The organism is Candidatus Brocadia sapporoensis, assembly GCF_001753675.2.
GTDB classification, from domain to species: Bacteria; Planctomycetota; Brocadiia; order Brocadiales; family Brocadiaceae; genus Brocadia; species Brocadia sapporoensis.
This window is the reverse complement of record NZ_MJUW02000064.1, coordinates 1-18,711: the sequence shown is the minus strand read 5'-3', so window position 1 is coordinate 18,711 and position 18,711 is coordinate 1. Positions and strand designations below refer to the sequence as shown.

Here is an 18,711-nt window from a genome sequence, read left to right as displayed (position 1 = left end):
ACCATTTCTGGCCTAATCCTGCAACAAGGCTTCGCCTTGTTTGCAGGATTTAGGTGTTATATAACTAACATCATGACAACAAAATAATCACGACCATTACTTTGTTAAAAAACATTTACGAAAAAGCATTTATAGATCCAACTCAACTTACTACAAATCAATGCATCGCGATCTTTTTATACCGGACTTATTCCTTTACTCCTGCTATGAATTGTACTTGTTAACTTCTCTGTCAATCAACGTCAGGAACAGAGGATTTGGGTGTTTTCGGTGTACATATCTCTTTGTTAAATAAATTCCTCACACACTTCTCCTCGCGCTTCAACAACAAACGAATAACCCTGTTTACGCTGGTCATCTCTGCCATGTTTAAAGACTACAAAAGAAACCCCCTTAATGCAATGGCAAAAGCCACTCATACCGATTGTCAGAAATTTTGATATTTTTTCTCAGACTTAAAATGGGATATCCTGGCAACGAAACGCACTAGACAAGAAATCATTCAAAAACAAAAAACCACTACTCTCAACGAAAGACGGTCTTCTCGCCGTAGATGATACGTGCAGCCCGAAACCCTTCGTAAAAAAGACTGAGAAAGCAAGGTTGCAATATTGCGGACCGCCCAAAAGGAGCGATGTTGCAATGTTGGCATCGGTTCCGTTTTATCTCAGAGCCAAAGCCTTTTCCCATCGGCATAATTCCATGCTCGAATTCGTCTTTCTCAGGGTTACAGACCCCTATCCACCGGAGAGGGTGGAGATGCCTTGCATTGGCTTTCGTTCCCGTAAGGTGAATAACCTCGTCTTTGAGAATATGACCGTTCTTGGAAATTTCCTGTTCTTTGACACCCTCGTATCGGGTATTATTCTTCATCCAAGTGGCAAAAGAGACGCATTGGTCCGTTCACTTGCCAAAAAGGCGGTAATCATTATAGCCTCTATCGTCTACCACAATGGCGCCAGGATCAAAGGATAACAGATGCGCCACTTTCACGTCTGAAATATTGCCTTTTGTAATAACAATAAAGGAAGGGAAATGGCCATCATAATTAAAAACAAGATGCAAACCAACGGCTCACTTGATACAGGATGTTACTATTTTAAAATGTTCATTTTTAAAATAGTAACATCCTACGGGAAAAGAAGTTTGACTGTTTCAGAACATCATGTTAAACTACTTTTTTATGTGACTTTTTTCTGGCCTGTTTCAATCGTGTAGTGTAATGATCATACGACAACCAACTGTAGCAGGTAGTTTTTACAGCAGTAACACAACCCAGTTGAAAAGCGACGTAGAGGGTTTTGTGATCAAGGATTGTGACAAGCAGATCGTTCTTGGCATAATTTCTCCGCATGCCGGATATATATATTCAGGGCGTGTAGCAGGAACTCTTTATTCAAGAATTACAATCCCCGATACCGTGGTTATTTTGGCTCCCAATCATACCGGTTATGGAGTGCCGTATTCTGTTTGGCCCGACGGAAAGTGGCGCACCCCTATGGGAGATGTGAAGATTGATGAGGAGGTTGTTGAAGCGTTAATCAACACATGCAATCTTCTTGAAAAAGACCAGGAGGCACATTTGTATGAGCACGCTGCCGAGGTACAGTTGCCTTTTATTCAATATTTTAATCCCCGCGCTGAAATTGTTGTGATGGTTATCTCTGCACAGAATATCGCAGACCTTAAAAATATTGGAAAACATTTGTCCCAGGTATTACAGAAACTACGCCCGAATGCCCTTGTGGTAGCCTCTTCCGATATGACGCATCATGAATCGCAGGCATCAGCCAACCGAAAGGATAGAATTGCTATAGGCGAGATTTTAGCCCTTGATGAGGACGCCTTGTACCGTAAGGTACGCGAAATGCACATTACGATGTGCGGTATTTATCCGGCAATTACCCTGCTGGTATGTTCAAAGGAACGGGGGGCAAAAAAGGCTGAACTTGTGCGGTATGAAACCAGTGGTGATGTTGCCGGCAATTTTGATCAAGTCGTTGGATATGCAGGAATTATGATAAATTAGGTTGTCTATGGCAATGATTTCATGGCTCCTCTTTTTAGAGAGGACTCCAAAGACTGAAATTCGTTAACGCAGAAGGTTGATAACGATTTTTTTCACGGTTTGTCTATGCAAGGAGAATATATCCTATGGTAATGATTCCAAAAATTACATTAACGATTGACGGCAAGACGGTAGAAGTAAATAAAGGTAAGACAATTTTACAGGCGGCTAACTCCATTGGCATTCAAATTCCAACCCTTTGTCACGATCCGCGTCTTGAACCCTTCGCAGCATGCCGTGTCTGCATGGTAGAGGTCGAACGGGGTAATTCGAGCGCGCTCATCACTTCTTGCAGCACCGAGGCAACTGACGGAATGGTGATCTGCACAAATTCAGAGAAAGTTTTAAATACACGAAAGACGGTTTTAGAGCTGATCCTTTCTGATCATCCCAAGGATTGTTTGACCTGTGATAAATGTGGCGCCTGTGCGTTACAGAACCTTGCATACGAGTATCAGGTGAGGGACAGCAGGTTCTTTGAAGAACCCGATGGCGGCGTCACTGAAGATGAAAACCCTGCCATCCAACAGGACACCAGCAAGTGTATCCTGTGTGGCCGCTGTGTCCGTATCTGTGCCGAAGTGCAACAAGATTATGCGATTGGTTTTAAGCACCGTGGATTTACGACAGAAACCGGTTTACCCTTTGGAAAGCAACGGCGTGAGACGACCTGTGTCCTTTGCGGTCAGTGTGTATCAACCTGTCCGGTGGGATCATTAGTGGAAAAACAGGCCGTTGGAAAGGCCCGGGATTGGGAGTTGAAGCAGATAAAAACCACCTGCGCATACTGCGGCGTAGGCTGTACGATGTATTTAAATGTGAAGGGGAAGGAAGTCATCAAGGTAACCTCAAAGACCGGTTCTATTCCCAACGACGGTAACTTATGCGTAAAAGGACGTTTTGGATACGACTTTATCCATCACCCGGACCGATTAAAACAGCCTCTCATAAAAAGGAATGGAAAATTCGAAGAGGCGACATGGAATGAAGCATTGGACTTTGTTGCCTCCAGATTGAACGAGATAAAGGCAAAATATGGACAGGATGACATTGGCGTGATGAGTTCTTCCCGGTGCACGAATGAAGAAAACTACCTGGCGATGAAATTTGCGCGGGCTGCAATTGGCACGAACAACGTAGACCAGTGTGCCCGGACTTGACACGCGCCTTCCGTCGCCGGTCTGGCGATGTCATTTGGTAGTGGTTCAATGACCAATTCCATAAGCGAAATCAAGGATTGCAAACTCATCTTCCTGATCGGTGGCAATCCCACGGAAGCACACCCGATTGTAGGATTGGAAATGAAAAAGGCGCTCCGTAGCGGATGTACGTTTATCGTAGCCGATCCGCGCCAAATTTGGTTTTCACAGCATGCGAAGTTGTATCTCCCTGTCAAGCCTGGTTCAGACAACTGGCTTCTTAATGCAATGGCACATGTGATCATTGCCGAGGGGCTGGAAAATAAAGAGTTTATTAAGATGCGCACGGAAGGTTATGAGGAACTTAAGGAATTCCTCAAGGATATTACCCCTGAAAAGGCCGCAGAATATACCGGCATTCCCGCTGAAGATATTCGCGAAGCTGCCCGGCTGTACGCAAAATCAGAGAAATCGGCTATCTATTACACCCTGGGAATTACCGAACATACCTGCGGCACAGATAATGTCAGAACCATTGCTAACCTTGCCCTATTGACCGGTCACATCGGGAAATCCAGCACTGGCGTCAATCCCATCCGCGGGCAGAATAACGTGCAAGGCGCTACCGATATGTGTATACCCAACAAAATGACCGGCTACCAGGACATTACTGACAATGCGGTTATGGAGAAGTTTGAAAAGGCATGGGGCGTTAAATTGTCAAGAACCCCCGGGGCAACGGCGCCAACCATGTTTGAGCGGATGAACAAGAACCAGTTTAAGGCGTTGTACGTAATCGGAGAAGACCCGGTCATCAGTGAGCCGAATCAGGATTACACCATTAAGGGATTGGAGAATCTTGAATTTCTGGTGGTGCAGGACATCTTCATGTCAGAAACGGCAAAGTATGCGGATGTCATCCTGCCTGCTGCCAGTTTTGCTGAAAAGGACGGTACCTTTACCAACACGGAACGGCGCGTACAACGTGTGCGCAAGGCGATCAACCCTATTGGAAACACGAAACCAGACTGGCAAATTACTTGTGAAATCTCTACTCGCATGGGTTATAAAATGGATTATCCGTCTCCCAAAGAGGTTTGGGATGAGATTGCCAGCCTTACCCCCATGCTCGCAGGCATTAATTATGCAAGAATCGAAAATAATGGCATTCAATGGCCATGTCCGGATGTGAAACATCCAGGCACGAAATTTCTGCACGAAGGTAAATTCCCACGTGGTCTTGGAAAGTTCTTTGTGTTGCCTTACCGGGCGCCTGCAGAGAGTCCGGACAAAGAGTATCCGTTATTATTAACAACAGGGCGTACTCTATATCATTACGGAGCAGGTACGATGACCCGCCGGTCGGCAGGCATTATCCATAAAACGAACGACTGTTTCGTTGAAGTACATGAGGCAGATGCAAAGGAACTGGGTATTTTTGATGGTGAAATGGTAAGGATTGCATCACGTCGTGGTGAGATAACCGCCCGTGCAGAGGTCTCTGATAAGGTGAAACGAGGTGTTATCTGGATACCTATGCATTTTGCAGAGGCTGCTGTAAATAAGCTGACAAAGGACGCCTACGACAATATCACCCAGACGGCCGAATACAAGGTCTGTGGAGCAAAGATCGAAAAGATATAAACTGATTTTGCAAAAGACCCCGGTTGAACATGGATAAATACATCCAGGAGGCGGTTATAATTTTAACTGAAATAGAGAGAACGTCTACCCCTGAGTGTTTACGAGCAATGTAGAGAAGACGTAACATTTTAGCTTTTTGAAAAATTCATACTTTCTATACAATTGTCACGAAATAAAATATGTAGCGCGGATGGTTTACCGTTCGACGGAGCTCACGACAAAGTCCTCCGCACCGGTCTACCACAAAGAAGCTACGCTACCTTTTTCAAAAAACTCAATTATTGCGAAAAAGCTACAAAGGGAATCAAATTCCTTGAGTAGCCTTCTTTATCCATATTGGACTACTTGAGTGCCGCCTATATCATGAATGTCCAATTCGAACACAATAGGCGCCCGAAATGGAGAGATTACCGTGAACATCACAAACAGAGTGCTGACGTTAAATCAGAACGTCGCGAACGGCACTGTAGATTGCGTTGCTGGATGCCGCGTCATCTTAACGCCCTTTGAACTTGCTGCCCTTGCGATACCGGGAAACCCTGGCTTCACCCTTCGCTGTGTTCTGATAGCGGATGATCCCGGGGAGTTATCAGACGAGGTTCTCTTCACCTTTCCTTTATCTAGGACATTCAACAACCCACTTAATCTTATTAACGCTGATAACGTTTTTACGAGCACGGTAAGCATCGATCTGCTGAACGAGGATACGAACGGTGCAGACGAGATCCGTGCTCGTTTTACACTAATCAACAACTCAACGGGACAGCGTGTTATCAGAAGAAGCCGGCAGGTACAAATCGTGCTCTAAATGCCAACAAGGCGCCCCGCCGGACGTTTTTACGAGCCGGTGAGCTTAGGCGCTGAACAACAGTACGTGTGCAGGACTGAAGAAGAGAGAGATGCACGAGCGAGTCAGCGCTTTCCCGATTACAATCGTGTCAGGCGTCATTGAAGGCTGGGCTGGTGCCTTTGGGATGAACGACCGTAATTTCAATTTATTTAAGCGGGTTATAGAGTGACATGGACAAACAAGTTTGTCTATGCCACCCTGCAACCGAGGACATAACTTGACACCGGGGATACCCTCCCGGCGATCTTTCCCTGGATACCAGTCTTCTGATGCGCAAGTATGGGCATGTATGGCAGCATCAGAACGTTGTGGCTCGCCAGACCGTGGATGCCCTGGGCGCTTAAGCTTTTTATGATCGTGGTGCATACGTTTGGCAGGCCGAATTAGCCCGAGTCCGTTCGCATTGAGATATACGCAATGGCCGGCTGGCTCGATCATCGCCAGGTGTAAAAAACTGGCGGCAAGCTCACCCGGATCAGACATCCGTTATAAATTCTTTTATCGCTCCGAAAACCCTGTCTTTTTCCTTGTCGTACATCACCAGGTGATGACTTCTTTCAAGCCAAACCAGCCTTTTGTAATCAGAACCAAGATGTCTCATCACGTGTTGTGCACTCTCGGGGGCAGCAAGAAGGTCTTTTTTAGAGTGGATAACCAGTGCAGGTGACTTTACCTCCTGCAGTCCGACATTAACGGTGCTCAGGATCTCGGTGAACCCATATAATGCGGGGATTGAAAAATGGGTATCGGCAGGCTGGTGCAGGTAACCGGTGTATCCCTCCGATTCCATATAACACACCCGCTTCCAGGTTTTTACCCTTTTGATAAAATTTCTGCATATTCTGATTACTGAAGGTATGGGCAGATACTTCCGGACCAAATACAGAGGGGTACCCATGAGGATTATTTTCTCCGGGGAATACTGCATTGACAATTGCAAGGTCAAAAGTGCGCCGAGGGAAAACCCGACAACAATAACCCGCCGGTATATCTTTTTTAACTGACGATATTCAGTCTCTACCTTTGCAATCCAGTCATGATGCGCAGTCGACGAATATCCACCCATGTTTTTGCAATGTCCAGGTAAAAGTATGCCCCTGGCGGTAAAGCCCCATCTGCATAAATTTTCAGCAAGCTCACGCATCTGAATTGGTCCACAGCCAAAACCATGGATAAGGAGACATGCGGTGCTCCCATAGCCCAGCATAAATTCTTGGCCATAGAGAGACAGGTCGCTGAGTATTTCTTTATGCAACGTGATCATGAGAGAATTCCACTAATGATGTCTTCGGTTACAGGGTGGCATGGACAAGCTTGTTTGTCCATGGTGTTTGAATATACACACGGATATTGGAATATATTACACTGATAAACAACGTTTGCCAGTGCCACCCTGTAACTCGTTTAAATAAAATGAAAATTCCTATGCAATAAATTTATTCTGTTTGCCTGTCGAAAAAAGGCAGTTTTTCAATATGTTCCATAATCGTTTGTGTAATCTCCTCCATCCCCTTCTTTTTCTCACGTTCGCCAACCTGCTGAAAAATTAACGGTTTACCAAAAATTATTTTAATCCGGGAAATTTTTGGTATCTTCGCGCCCTTTGGCAATGCCTTATAAGTACCGGAGATAAATGCGGGGATGACGGGTGCGCCACTCTTTATGGCAAGGAAACCGATGCCCGGGTTTCCCTGCTGTAGCTGACCCTCCCGGCTCACGCCTCCCTCCGGGAAGATGCCTAAAACGTCGCTTTTTTTCAGCACCTCCAAACCCTGCCTAAGTGCCGTTGTGTTTGAACCTTTCTCCTTAACACAGATACAGTGCAATATCTGAAAAAGCAATTTCCCTCTGCCCTCGTAGTAGCGTTCCGTCATCATAAAGGCTATTCGTCTGGGAAACATTGCTTGAAGCGCTACGGGGTCCATGTAACTGAAATGATTCGCGGCAACAATGAGGGGACCTTTCCTGGGGATACATCCTTTATGCTGAGCCTGGATTTGAAAAAAAATTTTCAACAAAACAAGGCCAATCACCCTGAGCACAAAGAAGAAACAATTATTCAAAAATCCAAGAAGGCGGGGATACTTAGCATAGAAAGACATCCCATTTGTATAGTGTACTTTTCCTGTTTCGTTTTTCATAATTGAAAAGCGGAGCGGTGCAACTGTGATTATGCATCTTTCATCGCATGTTCCCGGATTGTATTGAGTCCGATACTCTTCCACGCCACGAAGATGCCGGCCAAAAAGACTCCCACTCCCAAATACAATATCAATTTTCGGATCGCAATGAAGGTTGTTAATTTACCCATAAGCAGTATAGGCGCCACCATTGCGGCATTCATAAAAATGTCCTTACAGGCAAATGACCTTCCCCTTAACCCGTCAGGCGCAATCTCCTGAATATCCGCATTGATAGGGGTAAGAAACGCACCCCCTGCAATCCCTATAAAAAAGATAATGCATAAGGCCACGGTATACGATTGAAACGAAGAGAAGGCTATGATGCCGAAGGCCAGCATCCAGATACTACCCGTATACAGCGTATTCCTCTGTATCCGGTTCCCGTACTTACCCGCCAGGAGAGAGCCACCAAGAAGACCACCGCCGAGTAATGTAAAAATCAGACCGAGAGGGGTTAATGCAGTAAAACCCCACACCTTTCCTGCAAAATCGGAGATTATCACATAAAAACCGATTGCAATAAACCAGAAAATTGCACCAAAAGAAATAAGTATTATCACCCTTGCCTCATGGAAAATATATTTCATACCTTCTCTGATATCCGCGAATACATCGACTATGCCTTTTATTTTAGTGTGGATAGTCTCTTTTGTCCGCAACTTCCAGATAGTGCCTGCAGAAAAAAGATAGGCAAAGGCATTCAGGAACATGGACGCCTTAAATCCCAGAGAATCGAAAATAATACCGCCTGCAGCCGTACCGGCCAAAACGCTTAGAAGCGCTGAAGAGGCAATCAGAGAATTTGCAACCAGAAGTTGGCGGTTTTTCACAAGATCAGGAATAATGGAAAACTTTGCCGGCGAGAAGAGGCAGGTAAAAATACCAATAGTAAAAATAAACGGGTAGGCAGCATGAATAGAGCCAGGGCTCCCAATAACGAAGGGAATGGCGCACACCAAAAGGGCCCTTGCTATATCAGAACCTATTATAATGCTCTTCCTTGACCACCGGTCTGAAAGCACGCCGGAAACAAGGCTAAACAAGAAAAAGGGGAGGACGCTCCAAAAGGTAATTTTTGATAACTCTTCACCAACATTTCCCCCTTTTTTCATGATTAATCCCAGTAATGCCATTTGGTGGAACCGGTCACCAAGTGCGGATACGATCTGACCGATCCAGAGTTTTAAAAAATTCTGATTTCTGAGGATTTCAGTTATCTTAACAGGATTTTCCATCGTTTTTTTGAATTTGTTATCCGGCATCCAGCGCCTTTTTGGGTTACGGCTTCGTCGTCTTCTATTGTGAAAGCAAAAAGAAGTTATCCTTGCGAGTACATTCGCATTGCTCAGCGTAAACTCCGCTAGGTAATCCAGGCACGGGGGATTGCTTCGGGCTGTCGTCCCGGCACGGGAACTTACATGTATACTTATTTGCTACGTCTCACATAATATCATATTTTTTCACATTTTCATATAACATTTGATTTCATTTAAGTTTGCGTGTCGTTAACTTCTTTCAAATCCAGGCTCTGTAGGGAAAAAATACTTGTTTCAATCAGGAGTGTCAGGTTTGCTCTTCGAAAACACACGCTTCGCCACTGCTATCGAGTACAAACTAACGGTGTTTACCATGAATTTTCTTGATTGCAGGCTTCTTTTTTGATAGCATATGAAACCTTTTCTATCTTTGATTCTAATCATATAAATCATCCCCTTCATGTGTATTGATATTATACTGTAGAAAGGAGTAACTGGATGTCACCCAAGTATGTCTATTTTTTTGGCAATGGCTCTGCAGACGGAAGATCTGACATGAAGCACCTGCTTGGCGGCAAGGGAGCCAATCTTGCAGAAATGACCAATCTTGGTATTCCCGTTCCTCCCGGGTTTACTATAACAACAGAGGTTTGCGATGTGTATTACAGGAACAATAAACAGTACCCCAACGGTCTCGCCAAAGAAATAGAACAGAATCTCTCCCGTCTGGAGAAACTTATGGGGGCGAAATTAGGGGATCCAAACAATCCTTTATTGGTTTCTGTCCGGAGCGGCGCGGCTGCGTCTATGCCCGGCATGATGGATACGGTTTTAAATCTGGGATTAACCCCGGAAGCCGTTGCCGGACTCATCAAAAAAACCGGCAATGAACGTTTTGTATTAGATGCTTACCGGCGGTTTATTACCATGTTTGGCGATGTTGTTATGGGCATCGAGCGTCATTATTTTGAAGAGATTCTTGATGCCTGTAAAAAGAAGGTACGGGCAAAAAGCGATACCGAACTGACGTCTGAGCAGTTAAAAAAAATTGTCGAAGCGTTTAAATCTGTTTATAAAAAAAAGACCCGTGAAGACTTTCCAACTGATCCAAAGATACAACTCCGGAAGGCAATCGACGCCGTATTTGCATCGTGGAATAATCCGCGGGCAGTTAAATACCGTCAACTCTATGAAATTAAAGGTCTCCTTGGAACCGCCGTCAATATTCAGGCCATGGTCTTTGGAAATATGGGAGATCATTCCGCCACCGGGGTATGCTTTACCAGGAATCCTTCAACGGGCGAAAACAAATTCTACGGTGAATTCCTCATTAATGCTCAGGGCGAGGATGTTGTTGCCGGCATCCGCACGCCAGAGCCAATTGCGAATCTCGAAAAAGAGATGCCTGCAGTTTATAAGCAGCTTGTGACCTATAAAAATACCCTGGAAAATCATTTTAAAGACGTCCAGGATATAGAATTTACCATCCAGGAAAACCGGTTGTTTATGTTGCAGACAAGAACGGGGAAACGCACTACCCAGGCGGCAGTTAAGATTGCGGTGGATATGGTCAAAGAAGGGCTGATTGACAAAAAGACTGCCATTGTGCGTATCAACCCCAGCGAGCTTGATCAGTTGTTGCATCCAACCTTTGACCCCAGGGCAAAAAAGGAGATTATTGCTACCGGACTTCCGGCTTCTCCGGGCGCGGCAACAGGGAAGGTGGTATTTAATGCTGAAGACGCTGAGAAATGGGCTCTGGATAAGAAAGAAAAGGTTGTTCTTGTAAGAAAAGAAACATCCCCGGAGGATATCGGAGGGATGCACGTTTCCAAAGGCATTCTGACAACACGCGGTGGCATGACGTCTCATGCGGCTGTGGTGGCAAGGGGAATGGGTAAGTGTTGTGTGGCAGGGTGTGGCGCGTTACTGGTAGATTATAAAAGCCAGACCTTCAAGGTAAATGGCAAAGTAGTTAAAAAAGGTGATTATATCTCGATCGATGGCAGTACCGGTGAAGTGATGTTGGGAATGGTTCCTACCGTTGAACCAGGGCTCAGTGGAGATTTTGCTACCCTTATGCAATGGGCTGATGAAGTACGCAAACTAAAAATCAGGACTAACGCCGACACGCCGGCAGATGCAAAAAAAGCGCGGGAATTGGGTGCTGAAGGTATCGGGCTCTGCCGGACGGAGCATATGTTCTTTGGGGAAAACAGGATTGACTCAGTACGGCAGGTGATCCTCTCTGCGCCGGACGTAAAAATATTGAAGACAAAGATTGCCGGACTTGAAAAGGAACTGCAAAAGGACACAAATAACAAAAAGGATAAGATTAAAAAAGAATTGATGCACGCCAGGAAGGAGCTCAAAGGCCCGATGAATTTGTACACTTCCGCCCTGAAGAAGTTGCTTCCGATGCAGCGTCGTGATTTTGAACAGATATTTACCACGATGAATGGCCTTCCGGTAACAATACGACTCCTCGACCCGCCACTTCATGAATTTTTGCCGCAGGAAAAGCATAGCCAGAAAGAAATGGCAAAGCAAATGAAGATCAGCCTTAAGGAGGTGGAGGAAAAGGTATCCGCCCTTCATGAATTGAATCCCATGCTGGGACTCCGTGGTTGCAGGCTGGGCATTACGTATCCGGAGATCTATGATATGCAGATCCATGCAATCATTGAAGCTGCCTGCAATGTGAAGAAAAAAGGCGTTATCGTGTATCCGGAGATTATGTTGCCCATTATCAGCACGGAACAAGAGTTTAATCTGCTCAAAGATGGTGTTCACAGAATTGCTAAAGACGTAATGCAGAAGAAAAATGTGCAGATTGAATATATGATTGGCACCATGATTGAACTGCCCCGCGCAGCCCTCACCGCTGATAAGATCGCGAAACAGGCTGAATTCTTTTCCTTTGGCACCAATGATCTAACGCAGACGACCTTTGGTTTTAGTCGCGATGATGTTGGTTCTTTCGTGCCTGAATATCTTGAAAAAGGTATTCTTGAAAAGGATCCATTTCAGGTAATTGACCGTGAGGGCACCGGTCAATTGGTAGAAATCGGTATTAAAAAAGGAAGAAGCACGCGTCCACAACTCAAGGTTGGGATTTGTGGTGAGCATGGGGGCGATCCGCAGACTATTTCGTTTTGTCATGCCGTGGGAATGAACTATGTTAGCTGCTCCCCGTTTCGTGTTCCCATTGCAAGGCTCGCAGCGGCGCAGGCATCGCTGCAGCAGCCTATATCGCGGGCAACAGTTTGATCGTTACAATCCGAGACTTCCCCCCTGCATCAGAGCCAGGGTAATTCTCTGCAAACATTCAAAATGCTGTTTGCTCGTATTCCGTTTTGATAAAATGGATACACACAAACAATTGTCATTGCGATGAGTGAAGCGATGAAGCAATCTTTTGTTCGCAAAAGGAAAGATAAAAGGCAGGAGCAGTAAAAAAATTAGACAAAGAAGTAGATAACAATGTAGTTTTTTAAAAAATCCCCCACAATAGCGATGTTTTCCATACCGTGTAGGGGAGAAGCATTTGCTGTAATTAGCGCAAACACCTTTTTTTTCCCAGGACTAAGATATCTGCTTTTTCTGTCATTTCCTTCATAATCCTTTCTATCAAAAGTCGATAGTGTTCCATTTCTTCCCCGGTAAGATCAGGCGGAATGTAAATGGGGTCGCCATACATGATTAATGCACGGGAGAATGGTTTTGGGATACGAAATTCGTCCCAGCTAGGAAGCTTCCAATAACGGGACAATCCAATCGCAGCGGGAACAATGGGCAACCCTGTCTTTTGACTGAGATAAATACTTCCAGGTTGCACAACGAATCGAGGTCCTCGCGGTCCGTCCGGAGTAATCGCCACAGAATATCCTTCACGTACTTTATCGATCATAGCCTTTACTGCCCTTCTGCCACCCCTTGTTGTTGAACCCCGAATGGCACCATAACCGAGTCTTTTTATAACTTGTGCGATATACTCACCATCAGAGTGTTGACTAATAAGTACCTGTATATTACTGTCCCGGCAAACATAAGCCGGAATAAGCATCATACAATGCCAGAAGGTATATATGACATGGCGGGTTTTCGCCTTTTTATTAAATCCTTTTGGATCGTCATAAATACGGACGGTAGAGGCAAGCAACCTGATAAGCCAGGCACCCAAAATACCTGCGATAAAGAATTTAAATATTTTCACTTTGTATGCAATCACAAATTTTACAGACGGATCGTATTTTTTATCTGTGTCATCTGCACAATCTGTAGTTTCAAATGTTCTTCCTGCATCATGAGCTTTTTACCATAGACAAATACAAGGCACATTTGTTACAGCTTATATTATCATTCTCACAAAAATCCTTAAAGATTTGATACAAACCCTGTTGCCGCCGGACAGAATTAATAATTCTTTTTGATGCATCCGGTTGTCCGAAGATACGATTACACATGAAATTCGTTACACTGGTATCAGGGAGAGGGACATAATTTCTATACACAAGATGTAATATCTTTTCCATGTTTTGATTGTTATGCCTTCTGACATACATAAGCAAGATGGGAATGATAACATTAATGAGGATGTTAGAAGTCCTCTCTTTCCCAAGTAATTTAACGGGTTTTGTCAGTTTTTTCCCAAGCCATGTATAATGGTAAGACCAATAGGGGTCGTAAATATTAAGAAAGAGAGATTGTATATCTTCAAGGAACTTCTTCATAATTTTACGCTCTTCTTTGTAACCTTCCACCTTTTCAAATACCGATAAGATGTATCTGAAGATGCTGAGGGATGAACACTCCGAAAGGACATTGGCTATAGCCGCAATCCTTCTTTCCGGGAAATTTGCTGGTCTGATTCCCGCATAGCTCCAGTCACTTTTTGTCATGGGAACCTGGGTAATTTTCTTTTGAATCTCACTCCATGTATGTTCAATATCGTTGATATATTCCGCAGCTTCTTTGTCACGATCTGGTTTTAGATCTCTTTGCTGCGGCAGCAAACCTGCCGTACCCAGGAGTAGGGATTGCATATCTATCTTTTTCTTTTGAATAGATACATCTTCAGGGATTAAATACCGGATGTCTTCAAGCGGTGTGCGAGAAGCCAACGTCAGGAACGGTTTCTTATTGTTTTTATATCCCAGCGATTCCATAATTGCTTCATAAAGCACTTGCTCAAAGGGGCTATTTTCTATCCATCGTTCATACCTTTTCGCCTTTTGAAGAATGCGTTCATCGCCGGCATAATCGAGGAAACGCCCTAGCCACTGATCATTTATCTTCCGGCTTTCTATCTGTGTTTGACAATGTCCCGGATTAACCTTTTCCCCTTTTAGATAGGATTCAACGTCAATCATTTCTACCAATTCATCCAGTTCGGCACCTAAATATTTGGATAGCGTTAATTGGGGAATTAACCGACCGCCACAATTCTTGATAGATTCTCCATGATTGTCATTCCACATAACGACATGCAAGCATACGGTGTCGTAGGAACCTTGTTTATTATGCTGATGTCGTATCCAATCAGATGCAAACACATGAACCTCGACATTCCCCCTTACAAGCCCCTTACCTTCCAGGAGAATTTCAGCGTGTTTGAAATCGGGGCCTCCCTCTGAATTCCACCATCCGGGCGAAAGAACTTCGAGGCGTGAACCATCGTCAGTAAAAAGCATATCCTTTTTGATATGCTGTCCAAACCAGATGCATCGAACCAGTTCTTCTTTAATCTGCCTTTCTGCGCCTTCCAGGACACGCATGGACGAACTGCCGTTCATCCCTTCATCGGTTGAAAAGGTGTTTATAATCTGTTGGTAGACAGGTGAAAAATAATTTGTGGGATATTTATCGAGGTTAAGCATCGAACACTTTAAATGCCTTGTATAAATATTTTCATTTTATTTAAAGAGTTTTCTGGGTGGCACGGACAAACTCCGTTTGTCCGTGCATAACGAGAATTAATATTTATCAATAATCAATTTTTAAAATCTGAAACAATATACATCATCTAGCCTCTATTTTGACCAATCTGCTTTTATACTCAAAATCCCTGATGGATAACTGTTGCCAGATGGATTGACCTTAATTGTTTTGCAGGATGCGGGCAATATTCAATAAATTGTTCCTTATTTAAAAGACTTAAATCCGAAGATAATAATTCTAGTACAGCAACAAATTAATTACGATACATAACAAATTACTATTTGCCATTGCTTAAACAAATACATTGTAATGCAATGTTTCGCAAATTATGTGCGATGTACTAGAACTGTATTGCCACATGAATTTGGTTTGTTTAATTCCTTCTAAACTCTTCTTCTTTCTTTTGTAAGCAAATCCCCATACCCCTCATTTGCAGATCACTCTTCATCAAAAATTGAAGTTTTATAAATTATTTTATTCAAAAGTTCATTTACTAAAAGTATTTCCTTAGAAGTAGGTCTAATACCTTCCTTTAATTTTCTTCCGAGATTGTGAACAGCATTGGTGAAATAATCCGGAATCTCGTCGTTCTCCTTGCAATATTGGTAAATTACTTTCCATTTTTGTGTACTTATATTTTTAATTGTTGCCTCTATTTCCTTAAAATTTGAATTTTCAACTTCTGTATCACTTATCCTGCGCCGAGGCCTTGTTTCCGGATTAATTAAATCATCGGGAGGTACTGGGATTGAGGTATTTTTAAATTCCTCTTTCATTGCAATCCAACAATCCTGCTTTTTTCCCCACTCTCCGCACAAAGCCCCTGGAGCAGAGTCCTTAATGAATTTTTCAACTAAGCGCATTAAATCTCTTAAAGTACTTTGAAGTCCCTCTGATATGGATTGGTTTGTCCATATTTTAAAAAGATCTAATTTATATTCGGTTAAATAACTTAACAAAGAAATGGTATAAGGAACCGTTATGTATCGAAGGTCACCAATAGCATTAGGTTTCACACCATATAACTTTTCTGCTGTCCTGAATAGAATTGCTTTTGAAACAATGTCCTCAAAATATATATTGTCAGGTTTATCTATAAGGTTGTTATTCAGGAATTGAGCATAGTTCTTCTGATTGCCCTGAACTACAAGATGAGGACCGATTCTTAATTTATTTCCATCGTAAATCTCCCGGTATGCATTTACATACTTCGCCAAATCTTCCTTGTTAAACATTTGCTTTTTTGGATTCTTCAAGTCAAAGGCTTTTTGTTTAGCCTTGGTGAAACCTTCTTTAATTCTGGCATTCTTGTACTGACCTCTTGCTCTTTCATAGAACCATCTTGTTTGATTAATCTGCCCTGTTACATGTGGTGTGAAAATGCCACGTGATAATTTTTCCAGTTCAATATGATACGGTATGTTTGAACTCAGATCAGAAACAGACACCTTGTTTTGTGTATTTGCATATTCTGATATTCTTGAAACAATTTTGCTGAAATCGTTTCTGTTTTTTACTACGGTCAATTTCACCTGCACAAATACTCCTGAAATATTCGCCTTGTCTTTTTTAAATGTATGATAAATTGATGCTGTTGTCTGTCCTCCGTTCACAATCTGAAAGTCCTTAACTTTTGAAACAAGATATCCTTTTCCATCCCCTGATTTTGCAATTTCAATCTCTTCGGCAGTCACAGCAATTCCATTGTTGAAAGCAAGAAACATGTGTGGTTCTTCATTTATGGTTTTTCGCATACCTTTATTAATCTTGCCAGTAAATTGCAGAAACGAACGAACATTTTGTTCTAACAAGCGCGAACCGTATCTTTCATAAATTGTCGCTAGTGCTGACCCTGAAATGATAGCAAGATAAGATTGATACTGGTCGTTTTCTGATGGTGAAATAATACAAGGGAATTTCGAAACTGCTAAAGAGTTTTGATACCGATACTTTTTAAATAGTTGAAAGTTTTGTCGTAGTATTCTGGCTTTCTAGTGTGGTCTTTAACATTTCCTTCCGGGAGAACGATTACCATTCCTTGTCGAGCTCTAGTTAACAATACTCTGTAGGCGTTAATCAAATATCTTTTTCTTTCTTCCTTGTGAATGTTTTGCCATTTATTACCGACAAAAGAAAAAGTTTCCCATCCGCTTTCAGAATATCTTAAATCACCGTCCCAAGTAACACAAGCCCAATCCAATTCCAAGCCCTGAACATGAAATTCCGTTGCAACATCTTCCAAATAATACGAAGAACGAACATCATCTTTACCCTCTAAAAACCAATTGACAGGATTCGTTGGGGATTTAACATCAATTGCAAGTGGCTTTAATCTTTGGGCTTGGGAGGAAACTACTATTCCATATCGTTCGGTTCCTCTTGATTTTTGTTTTAACCATTCCTTTGCTTTTGCTAAATCTCTTGTTAAAATAATAGGATAATTTTCTGAGATGGACGACAGCGTTTCTCTTACTTCATCTATGTTCAAGTCCAAAAGTAATTTTACAAAAAAAGAAACTTTCTCTGCTCTGAAAGACCTCATTGAAACAGAGAGATGCAAATCTTTATTATATTTTGTAACCCCTCTTTCTTGAAGTTTACTGATGGATTCGGTTGCCGCATATTCACTGTCAGTTAGGCTTGGTGAAATACAAACTTCCCAGTCAGTAAATTTATTGTAAATGGCATTTAACCATTCTGATATTCCTGCCTCTCCAGTATTTATTTCTTGCCCACCTCCAACTAAACAAACGATAACAGCCCAATCTTTATGTCTATCAAGGCAAGAAATAAGAAACTCTGGTTCTGAATGATCAAAATTAATCTGATTCTTTTTTTGCCTCATGAATTTAACGGTCTGCTCTTTATTCCAAGCTCTTTGAGCTTCATCAAAAATCGCAACATGGTCATAAGGTGGATTTGGGTCAACAAGATAAGCATCTCTATAATGGTGAATTATTTGTATGAATGCTTTTACTCCTTCTTTCGCCTTTGACTTAGTCATTCTATTTCCAAGTTCTCTTTCCCGATTAACTTTGTCTCTTGTCAAAGCTTCTTGAAGAATTGCTACTAAAGGAGCATTACCAGATAAATAAACACTTGTATTACTTTTTTCATTATCTAAATGTAAGGTTGCTACCTTTAATCCTACTAAAGTTTTTCCAGCGCCAGGTACACCCGTTACAAAACAAATTACTTTCTTGTTTCCGGATTTAGCATAATCAATTATTTCAGATATAGCCGAACTTGTTTTACTCAGATTTATAGCTTTTGCATCATTTCTTGTAATTTCTTCAACTGAATGATTGTTGTAAAGTGAAACAGCTGCTTCTATAATTGTTGGGGTAGGAGAATAACTTCCCTTCGCATACTCATCTCCATTTATCTTTGTTTTACCATGAAAAAACAATAATGTATTCTTGATTGCATCAGGCAAATTATCCTTATTCGACTTTATAGGAAAAATCAAATCGTCATTGTGCGGAGTTAAAGAAATCTCGGTTAATAAATTTCTTGCTTCTGTTGCAACTAATCCTTATCCAAGCGTGATTTTTTTGTTGAGAGAGGTGAAGATGGTTGAAATGCCCGATTTTACTGGTTAAAATGGAGACGTGTGAAAACTTTAATAACC

Annotated in this window: 13 protein-coding genes; 5 read left to right on the top strand and 8 right to left on the bottom strand. The window is 42.6% G+C overall.

Annotated elements, in window-relative coordinates:
- The first annotated feature begins 642 nt into the window (after positions 1–642).
- The 4 genes from BIY37_RS05465 to BIY37_RS05445 all read left to right on the top strand — a co-directional run bounded on the left by BIY37_RS05465 (position 643) and on the right by BIY37_RS05445 (position 5,659).
- Positions 643–975, top strand: a complete 333-nt coding sequence (locus tag BIY37_RS05465) for a hypothetical protein (protein ID WP_070066827.1) — start codon at positions 643–645, stop codon at positions 973–975.
- Positions 976–1,222: 247 nt separating this feature from the next.
- Positions 1,223–2,029 carry an AmmeMemoRadiSam system protein B gene (gene amrB / locus BIY37_RS05455; protein WP_080324875.1) on the top strand — a complete coding sequence of 269 codons (807 nt, stop codon included), beginning with the start codon at positions 1,223–1,225 and terminating at the stop codon, positions 2,027–2,029.
- Between the two features lie 134 nt (positions 2,030–2,163).
- Positions 2,164–4,851, top strand: coding sequence for a formate dehydrogenase subunit alpha (gene fdhF / locus BIY37_RS13880; RefSeq protein WP_080324876.1), 2,688 nt, complete (start codon positions 2,164–2,166; stop codon positions 4,849–4,851).
- Positions 4,852–5,263: 412 nt separating this feature from the next.
- Positions 5,264–5,659, top strand: coding sequence for a hypothetical protein (locus tag BIY37_RS05445; protein ID WP_070066823.1), 396 nt, complete (start codon positions 5,264–5,266; stop codon positions 5,657–5,659).
- Between the two features lie 45 nt (positions 5,660–5,704).
- Here BIY37_RS05445 and BIY37_RS05440 read toward each other — a convergent pair whose 3' ends face one another.
- From BIY37_RS05440 to BIY37_RS05425, 4 genes are all read right to left on the bottom strand, one after another.
- Positions 5,705–6,184: a hypothetical protein gene (locus BIY37_RS05440; RefSeq protein WP_070066822.1), complete on the bottom strand. Its 480-nt coding sequence runs from the start codon at positions 6,182–6,184 to the stop codon at positions 5,705–5,707.
- Positions 6,177–6,965 carry an alpha/beta hydrolase gene (locus tag BIY37_RS05435; RefSeq protein WP_070066821.1) on the bottom strand — a complete coding sequence of 263 codons (789 nt, stop codon included), beginning with the start codon at positions 6,963–6,965 and terminating at the stop codon, positions 6,177–6,179. The genes BIY37_RS05440 and BIY37_RS05435 overlap by 8 nt, the downstream gene beginning before the upstream one ends.
- A 172-nt stretch (positions 6,966–7,137) precedes the next feature.
- Complete coding sequence (locus tag BIY37_RS05430) at positions 7,138–7,719, bottom strand: lysophospholipid acyltransferase family protein (RefSeq protein ID WP_179129297.1); 582 nt, start codon at positions 7,717–7,719, stop codon at positions 7,138–7,140.
- A 152-nt stretch (positions 7,720–7,871) separates the two neighbouring features.
- Positions 7,872–9,146, bottom strand: a complete 1,275-nt coding sequence (locus BIY37_RS05425) for an MFS transporter (protein ID WP_070066819.1) — start codon at positions 9,144–9,146, stop codon at positions 7,872–7,874.
- A 492-nt stretch (positions 9,147–9,638) separates the two neighbouring features.
- On the opposite strand from BIY37_RS05425, the gene ppdK reads away from it, so the two are divergent.
- Positions 9,639–12,410 carry a pyruvate, phosphate dikinase gene (ppdK, locus tag BIY37_RS05420; RefSeq protein WP_070066818.1) on the top strand — a complete coding sequence of 924 codons (2,772 nt, stop codon included), beginning with the start codon at positions 9,639–9,641 and terminating at the stop codon, positions 12,408–12,410.
- Between the two features lie 286 nt (positions 12,411–12,696).
- Here ppdK and BIY37_RS05415 read toward each other — a convergent pair whose 3' ends face one another.
- From BIY37_RS05415 to BIY37_RS05400, 4 genes are all read right to left on the bottom strand, one after another.
- Positions 12,697–13,356, bottom strand: coding sequence for a lysophospholipid acyltransferase family protein (locus BIY37_RS05415; RefSeq protein ID WP_070066828.1), 660 nt, complete (start codon positions 13,354–13,356; stop codon positions 12,697–12,699).
- 88 nt (positions 13,357–13,444) lie between these two features.
- Positions 13,445–15,019 carry a DUF2851 family protein gene (locus BIY37_RS05410; RefSeq protein ID WP_070066817.1) on the bottom strand — a complete coding sequence of 525 codons (1,575 nt, stop codon included), beginning with the start codon at positions 15,017–15,019 and terminating at the stop codon, positions 13,445–13,447.
- 498 nt (positions 15,020–15,517) lie between these two features.
- On the bottom strand, positions 15,518–16,891 hold the full coding sequence (locus tag BIY37_RS05405) for an AIPR family protein (protein WP_070066816.1): 1,374 nt from the start codon (positions 16,889–16,891) through the stop codon (positions 15,518–15,520).
- A 116-nt stretch (positions 16,892–17,007) separates the two neighbouring features.
- Complete coding sequence (locus tag BIY37_RS05400; protein ID WP_230402445.1) at positions 17,008–18,516, bottom strand: DUF2075 domain-containing protein; 1,509 nt, start codon at positions 18,514–18,516, stop codon at positions 17,008–17,010.
- Positions 18,517–18,711: the final 195 nt, after the last annotated feature.

What these genes read in the sequence shown, in the direction of transcription:
- BIY37_RS05425 (WP_070066819.1), bottom strand. Translation starts at nt 9,146, where the DNA reads ATGCCGGATAACAAATTCAAAAAAACGATGGAAAATCCTGTTAAGATA.
- BIY37_RS05440 (WP_070066822.1), bottom strand. Translation starts at nt 6,184, where the DNA reads ATGTCTGATCCGGGTGAGCTTGCCGCCAGTTTTTTACACCTGGCGATG.
- BIY37_RS05410 (WP_070066817.1), bottom strand. Translation starts at nt 15,019, where the DNA reads ATGCTTAACCTCGATAAATATCCCACAAATTATTTTTCACCTGTCTAC.
- amrB (WP_080324875.1), top strand. Translation starts at nt 1,223, where the DNA reads ATGATCATACGACAACCAACTGTAGCAGGTAGTTTTTACAGCAGTAAC.
- BIY37_RS05435 (WP_070066821.1), bottom strand. Translation starts at nt 6,965, where the DNA reads ATGATCACGTTGCATAAAGAAATACTCAGCGACCTGTCTCTCTATGGC.
- ppdK (WP_070066818.1), top strand. Translation starts at nt 9,639, where the DNA reads ATGTCACCCAAGTATGTCTATTTTTTTGGCAATGGCTCTGCAGACGGA.
- BIY37_RS05465 (WP_070066827.1), top strand. Translation starts at nt 643, where the DNA reads ATGTTGGCATCGGTTCCGTTTTATCTCAGAGCCAAAGCCTTTTCCCAT.